Consider the following 9,478-nt stretch of genomic DNA (forward strand, 5'->3'; position numbering starts at 1 on the left):
CCGCGAGCAGGAGCTTGAACCCATCGCCCGCACGATCCGACCTAGCAAGGTCCCGCCATCCGGCGGGGCCTAAGTGATCCCAGGACGATGTTCGACAAAACCTACCGGCAGCGCCTCGAAGCCGATCTTGCGCGATGGGAGGCCGACGGCGTGATTGCGCCGGCGGCGGCCGTCGCGATCCGCAGCGCGCTGCCGCCGCGCACCGACGGCATCAACATCGCCGTGGTCGTCGGCATCGTCGGCGGCCTGCTGATCGCGGCCGCGTTCCTCGCCTTCGTGGCCGCGCACTGGACCGAGATCGCGCGGTTGGCGCGGTTTGCGATCCTGCTCGCCGGCATGACTGTCGCCGGCGGTCTCGGCGCCTGGTTCGCCGCGCGGGAGCGCACAATTCTCGCCGATCTCTGTGCCAGCGTCGGTGCGGTCATCTTCGGCGCCGGCATCGCGCTGGTCGGGCAGATGTATCACCTCGGCGAGGATTTTGCCGGCGGCATGCTGCTGTGGTCGATCGGCGCGTTCGCCGCGGCCCTGCTGACCGGCTCGCGCGGCGCGCTCGCAGTCGGTCTCGTCGCGGCCTCGATCTGGACCTGCATGCGGATCACCGATGCGTCCGACGTGCTGCATCTTCCGTACGTCTCGGTCTGGTTCATCGCCGCCGCACTCGCCTTCGCCTGGAATTCCCGCGTCGCCGCTCATCTCGTCGCGCTGGCGCTGCTGCCGTGGTGGATCGCGACCTCGCTCCGCTTCGAATTCGAGGGCACCCAGCCGTCCTTCGTGCTCGCGAGCGGTGCGGCGCTGCTGTTCGGCGCCGGGCTCGCGATCGCCGCCGCGCCGTCGCCGCGCGCGCTCCGGCTCGGCAGCGTCCTGTCGATCTACGGCGCGTTTTCACTGGCCATCGCCGCGTTCCTGGAGGTGACGACGGTCGACGATCTCGTCCGCTTTCGCGAAGGGTCCCTTGCGGGCCAGCCGCTTTGGGCGATCGTGTGCGGAAATGCCGGCGTGATCCTTGCGCTGGCCTCGGCTGCCATCACCCGGCGCGCGGGAGAACTGCTTGCAGCAGCCGCGATCGCCCTGGTCCTGCTCGCGGCGCCGGTCTGGCCGGCATCCATGGCCGGCGAATCCTGGCTCGCCTATGCCGCGCTGCTCTCGGCCATGCTGTGTCTCGTCGTCTCCGGCATGCTCGATGACGTGCGTCCGCGCATCGTCGCGGGCTGGCTCGGGATCGCCGGGGTCATCGCCGGCATCACCTGGGCGGTGAAGGGCTCGCTGCTGCGCCGCTCGGCCTTCTTGGCAGTGGCGGGCGTCGCCGCCGTCGCCTTCGCCACTGCGCTCAACCGCATGCTGCCGAGGGCCGCGCGATGAACGGGATGATCGCACCCCTGGCGGCGTTCTGGCAGCGCATCCCGAAAGCCGCGCTGTTTTGTGCCGCCATCCTGATCCAATGCGCGCTGCTGGTCCTGATGGTCGCCGACCGCATGCAGATCCTGCGTAACGGCGTCGAGGTGACCCTGCAGACGCAGCCCGTCGATCCCCGCGATCTCCTGCGCGGCGACTATGTCGTGCTCAGCTACGACATCTCGCAAGTGGCGGCAGGCAACCTCAAAGGCAAGGTAGCGGATGCGCGCCATCCTGATGTCTTCGTCAAGCTCGCGCCCAAGGCCGACGGCGCCTATCAGGCGGTCTCGGTGCATGCCGAGCCTGTTACGGTCACCGCGCCCGAAGTGCTGATCCGCGGCCGCGTCGGCAATTACGGCGGGTCCTGCGGCGACGACCGGCGAAGGTTCTGCGACAAGCTGCCGATCAAATATGGCCTCGAAAGCTATTTCGTGCCCGAAGGCGAGGGCAAGAAGCTCGAGGATGCCCGCAACCAGCAGAAGCTGCGCATTGTCGTCGCCGTGCTGCCCTCAGGCCGCGCGGCGATCAAGCGGATGCTGCTCGACGGCGAGCCGGTGTACGAGGAGCCGTTGTATTAGGGGGGAATGGCAATAGGACCGTGCCCGACGAATTGGCTCTTCTCTTCCGATCTTATGTAACCTATTGATGTGACGACATTTTTTTATGGTGCGCGGGGTTGTTTTCGCACTTTGTTGTCTGTGGCAGAACACGAGGCGTTCAGCCGCGAAGCAGCTATCGGGCAACTCTAATCCATTAGCCGCATCACTGCTCGGACCGCCGCGTTGCACTGGATGCGAGCCGCAGTCGCGGTTACAATCGACAATATGTAAAACAGGTTCGTGCACGCATTGCTTGGAATGCCGAACGTGGGGGATCTGCCAGGGGGATGGATAAGCGGGGGCTAAGCGAGCGCGACATTTGCACCAAGTTCATCACCCCAGCCCTGCGCGAGGCTGGCTGGGATGAGATGCTGCAAATCCGCGAGGAGGTCAGCTTCACAAAGGGCCGGATTATCGTGCGCGGCAAACTAGTCACGCGCGGCCGAGCCAAACGTGCAGACTATATCCTCTATTTCAAGCCCAACATCCCGATCGCCCTTATTGAGGCCAAAGACAACAATCACGGCGTCGGTCACGGTATCCAGCAAGGTCTCGACTACGCGGCTACTCTGGATATCCCGTTCGTGTTTTCCTCGAACGGTGATGGCTTCGTCTTCCACGATCGGACCGGCCAGAGGACCCCGGTCGAGGTCAATCTTGGGCTCGATTCTTTCCCATCGCCTGCTGATTTGTGGGCGCGTTATCGCGCCTGGAAGGGTCTCGACGCAGAAGCCGAAAAAATCGTGCTTCAAGACTATTTCGACGACGGCAGCGGCAAGTCGCCACGCTATTATCAGGTGAACGCAGTCAACGCGGCGATCGAAGCGATCGCTAAGGGGCGTGACCGCGTGCTGCTGGTCATGGCGACGGGCACTGGCAAGACGTACACCGCGTTTCAGATCATCTGGCGTCTGTGGAAGGCCGGCCGCAAGAAGCGCATCCTGTTCCTTGCCGATCGCAATGTGCTGATCGACCAGACGATGGTGAACGACTTCCGGCCGTTTGGCCCAGCGATGGCGAAGCTCTCGACCAACGCCAAGACCATCGAGAGGCAAGACGGCACCAAGGAAGACCTGACGCTGGCGCTCGACAAGAAGCGGCGCATTGACACCGCTTTCGAAATCTATCTCGGGCTCTATCAGGCGATCACCGGGCCCGAGGAACGCCAGAAGATCTATCGCGAGTTTTCGCCCGGGTTCTTCGATTTGATCGTGATCGACGAATGCCATCGTGGCAGTGCGGCCGAAGATTCAGCTTGGCGCGAAATTCTCGACCATTTTTCAGGCGCCACGCAGATTGGCCTCACCGCCACGCCTAAGGAAACCGCATACGTCTCCAATTCGGACTACTTCGGTCCACCGGTCTTCACGTATTCACTGAAGCAAGGGATCAGTGACGGTTTTCTTGCGCCCTACAAGGTCATCAAGGTTCACATAGATCGCGACGTGGAAGGTTATCGCCCCGAACTTGGGCAACTTGACCGAGAGGGCAACGAGGTCGAAGACCGCATCTACAATGCAAAGGATTTCGACCGGAACATCGTTCTCGATGATCGCACCTTGCTGACGGCAAAAAAGATAACGGAATTTCTCAAAGAAAGTGGCGACCCTTTTCAGAAAACGATCGTCTTCTGCGTCGATGAGGAGCATGCGTCCCGGATGCGGCAGGCGCTCGTCAACGAAAATGCCGACCTTGTCGCCGAAAACCAGCGCTACGTCATGCGCATCACCGGAAGTGACAAGGAAGGGCAGGATCAACTCGGCAATTTCATTGATCCGGAATCAAAATACCCAGTTCTTGTCACGACCTCGCGCCTTCTCTCGACAGGCGTCGATGCGCAGACCTGCCGGCTCATCGTGCTCGACCGTGCGGTAGGCTCAATGACAGAGTTCAAGCAGATCGTCGGTCGTGGCACCCGCGTCCACGAGGATACGAAAAAGTTCTATTTCACACTGATCGATTTTCGTGGCGCAACCGACCACTTTGCTGATCCGGACTTCGATGGCGAACCGGTTCAGATCTATGAACCCCGCGAAGGCGATCCAATCGCGCCGCCGGATGACGGTCCCGCCGATCTCAGCGAGAATGATCAATCACCCTACGGCATGGATGGCGACGAAGAGACCATCGTTGACCAACCAGCATTACCAACTCAGCCGGGCGATCGCGCGCGGAAGATCTACGTCGATGGCGTTGGCGCCCGCATCATAGCTGAACGCGTCGAATATCTCGATGAGAGCGGTAAGCTTGTCACCGAATCCTTGCGTGATTTCACCAAGGCGGCTCTGAAGAAACGCTACGCAAGCCTCGACGATTTCCTCAAGCGCTGGAAAACAGCCGAGCGCAAGCAAGCGATCGTCGAGGAACTCGAAGCCGAAGGTTTGGCTCTCGACGTCGTCGCAGAGGAACTCGGCAAGAATCTTGATCCATTCGATCTGATCTGTCACGTCGCTTTCGACAGGAAGCCACTGACGCGTCGAGAACGAGCCGACAACGTGAAGAAGCGCGACGTCTTCAGCAAGTACGGCCCACAGGCTCGGGCGGTCCTCGATGCACTTTTGACCAAATATGCCGATGAGGGTGTTCTCAACCTTGACGACGCCAATATCCTGCGTATTCCACCACTCAGCACGCTCGGCACCCCGTTTGAACTGATCAAGGCATTCGGCGATCGTCGCGGGTTCGAGCGCGCCGTGCACGAGCTGCAATCCTCTCTCTATCTGGAAGTCGTCTGATCATGTCCGTCCGCAACACCGTCAAATCCATCCAGGACATTATGCGCCAAGATGCTGGCGTTGACGGCGATGCCCAACGCATCAGCCAATTGTGCTGGATGTTCTTCCTCAAGATCATCGACGATCAGGACCAGGAACTTGAGCTAACTCAAGATGGCTACCGCTCGCCCATCCCCAAGAAGTATCAGTGGCGGTCCTGGGCGGCGAACCCAGAAGGGATCACCGGTGAAGAACTGCTCGCGTTCGTCAATGGCGATATGTTTCCGGCTTTGAAGGGCCTCGCAGTCTCCAGCAAGTCTGGTGACCGCCGCCGCGTGGTCAAGGACGTTTTCGAAGACGCTTACAACTACATGAAGTCCGGCCAGCTCATGAGGCAAGTCGTCAACAAGATCAACGATGTCGATTTCAACAACCTCACGGAGAGGCAGCATTTCGGCGACATCTACGAGCAGATCCTGAACGACCTACAGTCGGCAGGCAACGCCGGCGAATACTACACGCCCCGTGCCGTCACCGCCTTCATGGCCGATCGCATCGATCCGCATCCCGGCGAAATCCTGTTCGACCCTGCCTGCGGCACCGGCGGCTTTCTGACCTGCGCCATCCGACACATGGAGAAGAATTACGTCAAAACGCCCAAGCAACGTGAAAAGATGCAAGCCGCCTTGCGGGCGGTGGAGAAGAAGCAACTCCCGCACATGCTCTGTGTCACCAACATGCTTTTGCATGGTATCGAGGACCCGAGCTTCGTGCGTCACGACAATACTCTCGCGCGTCCCTTGATTTCCTGGGGTAGGGACGAGCGGGTAGATATCATTCTCACCAACCCTCCTTTCGGTGGTCGTGAGGAAGACGGTATCGAAAACAACTTCCCCACCTTCCGCACCAAAGAGACGGCCGATCTGTTCCTCGCACTCATCGTGCGCTTGTTGAAGGCAGATGGTCGCGCCGCCGTGGTGCTGCCTGATGGCACGCTGTTCGGCGAAGGTGTTAAGACGCGACTCAAGGAGCACTTGATGGAGGAATGCAATCTCCACACCATCGTTCGCCTTCCTAATTCTGTCTTCAAGCCATATGCTTCCATCGGAACAAATCTTTTGTTCTTCGAGAAGGGCACGCCGACAAGAGACATCTGGTTTTACGAGCATCGAGTGCCTGAAGGTCAGAAGGCCTACTCGATGACCAAGCCGATTAGACTGGAACATTTGCAGGGGTGCATCGACTGGTGGGGCGGCAAGGAGCGGAGAGGTCGAAAGGAAACCGCGCAGTCGTGGCGCGTCACCGCCGAAGAGGTCAAGGCACGGGACTATAATCTCGATATCAAGAACCCGCACACGAAAGCTGTCGATCACGGTGACCCCGAAACCCTGTTGGCTGATCTTGCCGCGGCCGAAATCGCGACGGATACCTTACGCAACCAGTTGAAGGCGATCCTTGCAGAGGCGCTCGCCCGATGAACGCAGAACGCCTGCTGGCGCATTACGAGCAGATCGCCGACGCGCCTGACGCAATTGCCCGTCTGCGCCGCTTCGTTCTCGATCTGGCCGTACGAGGTAAACTCGTACTGCAGGACGCGAGCGACGAGCCGGCCATGGAGTTGCTGAAGCGGATTGCGGTGGAGAAGGCGCGGCTGGTGAAGGCAGGGGAAATCAAATCCCCGAAATCAATCCCGGCTCTATCTGAAACACCGTTTCTGATACCCGCGAGTTGGCGATGGTCTCAGCTCGCCGAGATTGGGATTTTGAGTCCCCGCAACGATGCGCCCGATTCGCTCAAAGCGTCCTTCGTGCCGATGCCGATGATCGCCGCAGAGTACGGCGTTGCGAACGGACATGAGGTTCGTCCGTGGGGCGACATCAGGAAAGGCTATACACATTTTGCCGAGGGCGATGTTGGCCTTGCCAAAATCACTCCGTGCTTTGAGAACGGCAAATCGACCGTGTTTCGACACCTTACCGGGGGGATCGGCAGCGGGACAACGGAGTTGCATATCGTCCGTCCGCTATTCGTCTGTCCAGAATACATCCTACTCTTTCTCAAGAGCCCGCACTTCGTCGACGGTGGCGTCGCGAAAATGACCGGAACCGCTGGCCAAAAACGAGTTCCGAGCGAGTATTTTTCGCATTCTCCCTTTCCCCTGCCGCCCCTTGCGGAGCAATATCGCATAGTTGCCAAAGTCGATGAACTGATGGTGCTCTGCGACCGGCTGGAAGAAGCGCGGGAGATGCGCGAGGCCACGCGTGACCGGTTGGCCGCGGCGAGCCTCGACCGTCTCAACGCGCCCGATCCTGAAACCTTCCAGACCGACGTTCGCCTCGTGCTCGACGCGCTGCCCGCGCTCACTACGCGCCCCGACCAGATCAAGCAGCTTCGCCAAGCCATCCTCAACCTCGCTGTACGGGGCAAACTTGTGCGGCAAGACCCGAACGACGAACCGGCGGCGGAATTGCTGAAGCGGATTGCGGTCGAGCGCAGCGAACTCGTCAGGAAGAAAGTGATTAGGCGTGAAGAGCCATTGGATCCAATAGCATTGATTGAGATACCTTTTGATGTCCCAGCAAAATGGAGGTGGTCCCGCATCGGTGAAGCCGTCCTCTTCACCCAATATGGGACCTCGCAAAGAGCTAATCCCTCGGAGAAAGGGGTGCCTGTCCTCACAATGGGTAACATCCAAGACGGCTTGGTGGTCTGGAGCAACGAGAAGCGAATCCCCGAAACGTCCGATGACTTGCCCGCGCTCTATTTGCAGAAGTTCGACCTTCTTTATAACCGCACAAACAGTGCTGAGCTCGTTGGTAAAACCGGAATTTATCTTGGCGAAGACGGTGTTCGGACATTTGCCTCCTATCTGATCCGGCTTCGTCCGTCGCTTCGGTCCAGCGATCCGCGATTTTTGAACATTGCGATGAACGCACCCGAGTTTCGCGAAACGCAAATCGTCCCGCTCATCAAGAAGCAAACCGGGCAGGCGAATGTGAACGGCACGGCTCTCAAGAAGATGCTTATTCCGCTCCCGCCCCTCGCCGAGCAACGCCGCATCGTCGCAAAGGTCGATGAGCTAATGGCGCTGTGCGATCGGCTGGAAGCGAGCCTCATTGTCACCGCCGGCGTCCGCCGTCGCTTGCTCGACGCACTACTCGCCGAAGCCCTGACACCGGCCGAGGACCGCGAATTGCAGGCAGCTGAATGAGCGTCACTTTGAGCCTCTGGACGGCCTAATCGGCTCTGGGCTGCCGGCCGGCGCAGCCAAAGTTCATTGATCTGACACAGCGTCGTCGATGCCGGCCGCAACCGCCTCCCGTCGACCTTGCAAACCCACGCAATCATCCCGATGATCTCCGCGTCGTAGCATCGCTTTCGAGGCCTTCATGCGAAAATGCGAAGTCGCCGTGCTGGGTCTGGGGCTCATGGGCGGAGCGGCGCTGGGCGCGTTGCTGGATGCCGGCGTCGATGCGCTCGGCTTCGACCCTGTCGCAGCAGGTTCGGATCGGGGCTCGTCACATGGTTCATGTCGCATTTTCCGTCGCTTCAATTTCGAGAACCCCAATTACACCAGCCTGAGCGACGAGGCTCATGCCGGCTGGATCCGGCTGCAGACCGAAAGCGGTCAAACAATTCTGACGGAAACCCCTGTTTTGGAGGCCGGCCGCCCCGGCTCCGCCATGGTGGCGTCCTCGCGCGCGAACGCGATCGCGAAAGGGCGCCCGGATCCGATGTTGACCGCGGCTCAAGCGAACAAGGAATTTCCGGCTTTCAGCCTGCCCGACGACTGGGACGTCGTCGTGCAGGACGGCGGCGCGATCCTGCGCACCGAGGTCGTCATGAGACTGATGCGCGCACGCGCCGGGAATCGCGTGATTCCAGAACGCGCGAGCTTCGCGCCGCACCACGACGGCGTGTCGATCCGCACTGATACCGAAGAGTTCTTCGCCGAGCGCGCTATTCTGGCGCTTGGCCCATGGCTCGGTCGCGCACTCCCGCAACTCGCCGCGCTGCTGAACGTGACCCGACAGGCGGTCGGCTGGTTCGCGCCTGCTAACCCCGACAGCGTGGCGCTCGGTCGTTTCCCGATCTTCATTCTGGACCGAGGTCCTGATGACATCGTCTACGGCTTTCCGGACTTCGAACAGCGCGGCGTCAAAGCTGCGCCTCACAACCACGGGCCCGTGGTCGGCCCCGACGACTGGGGCCCGCAGGCCAGCGATGCCGAGCTCCGCCCGGTCGGCGACGCGTTGGCCGCCCTCGTCCCGGGCGCGGCCGGGCCCATCATCGATCGCGACGTTTGCCTCTACACCAACACCGCGCCCGCCGACATCAGGCTAGACGCGGGCGAGGAATTCATCATCGATCGCTGGCCGGAGTCCCGCCTGATCGTCTGCTCCGCGTGTTCAGGCCATGGTGCGAAATTCGCGCCCGCCATCGGGCAAAGGCTTGCTCGCCTTGCCACCGATCCGTCCTACCAGGCAGAACCGTTCTTTCGGCTGTCCCGATATTCTCGATTTGCCTGAGCGGATGCTGGATGTTGCGGTGAGAGCGCACGAAACGCGCGGTCCGGCGGCAGACGCCTTCGCGAGACCCGGGCGAAGGCCCTGCCTGTCCGACCTCCTGCGATGATGCCACTATGCTCCTGTTTTGCCCGACGAAGCAAATCGCGAGAGACGTCACTCGGAATGGGCGGCAACGATCGCCACCAATTGCCGTCAGCTCGCACAGGTGCGCCGGATAGCCGCGTCAAACCACGATCCCCCGACT

General features: G+C 60.8%; 6 protein-coding genes. All 6 read left to right on the top strand.

Annotated features, from left to right (window positions below; genetic code table 11):
- Positions 1–87: 87 nt before the first annotated feature.
- The 6 genes from I6F09_RS34330 to I6F09_RS34355 all read left to right on the top strand — a co-directional run bounded on the left by I6F09_RS34330 (position 88) and on the right by I6F09_RS34355 (position 9,234).
- Positions 88–1,359, top strand: coding sequence for a DUF2157 domain-containing protein (locus I6F09_RS34330; protein WP_225189991.1), 1,272 nt, complete (start codon positions 88–90; stop codon positions 1,357–1,359).
- The gene (locus tag I6F09_RS34335) at positions 1,356–1,970 is read left to right on the top strand and encodes a GDYXXLXY domain-containing protein (protein ID WP_225189992.1); all 615 of its coding nucleotides are present in this window, start codon (positions 1,356–1,358) and stop codon (positions 1,968–1,970) included. Before I6F09_RS34330 ends, I6F09_RS34335 begins: the two co-directional genes overlap by 4 nt.
- Before the next feature lie 308 nt (positions 1,971–2,278).
- On the top strand, positions 2,279–4,726 hold the full coding sequence (locus I6F09_RS34340; protein ID WP_225189993.1) for a DEAD/DEAH box helicase family protein: 2,448 nt from the start codon (positions 2,279–2,281) through the stop codon (positions 4,724–4,726).
- A 2-nt stretch (positions 4,727–4,728) separates the two neighbouring features.
- Positions 4,729–6,183, top strand: coding sequence for a class I SAM-dependent DNA methyltransferase (locus I6F09_RS34345; RefSeq protein WP_225189994.1), 1,455 nt, complete (start codon positions 4,729–4,731; stop codon positions 6,181–6,183).
- Positions 6,180–7,916: a restriction endonuclease subunit S gene (locus tag I6F09_RS34350; RefSeq protein WP_225189995.1), complete on the top strand. Its 1,737-nt coding sequence runs from the start codon at positions 6,180–6,182 to the stop codon at positions 7,914–7,916. Before I6F09_RS34345 ends, I6F09_RS34350 begins: the two co-directional genes overlap by 4 nt.
- A 199-nt stretch (positions 7,917–8,115) precedes the next feature.
- The gene (locus I6F09_RS34355) at positions 8,116–9,234 is read left to right on the top strand and encodes an FAD-dependent oxidoreductase (RefSeq protein WP_346730137.1); all 1,119 of its coding nucleotides are present in this window, start codon (positions 8,116–8,118) and stop codon (positions 9,232–9,234) included.
- Positions 9,235–9,478 lie beyond the last annotated feature (244 nt).

The sequence above is a fragment of the Bradyrhizobium sp. IC3195 genome (assembly GCF_020193585.1).
Taxonomy (GTDB): Bacteria; Pseudomonadota; Alphaproteobacteria; order Rhizobiales; family Xanthobacteraceae; genus Bradyrhizobium; species Bradyrhizobium yuanmingense.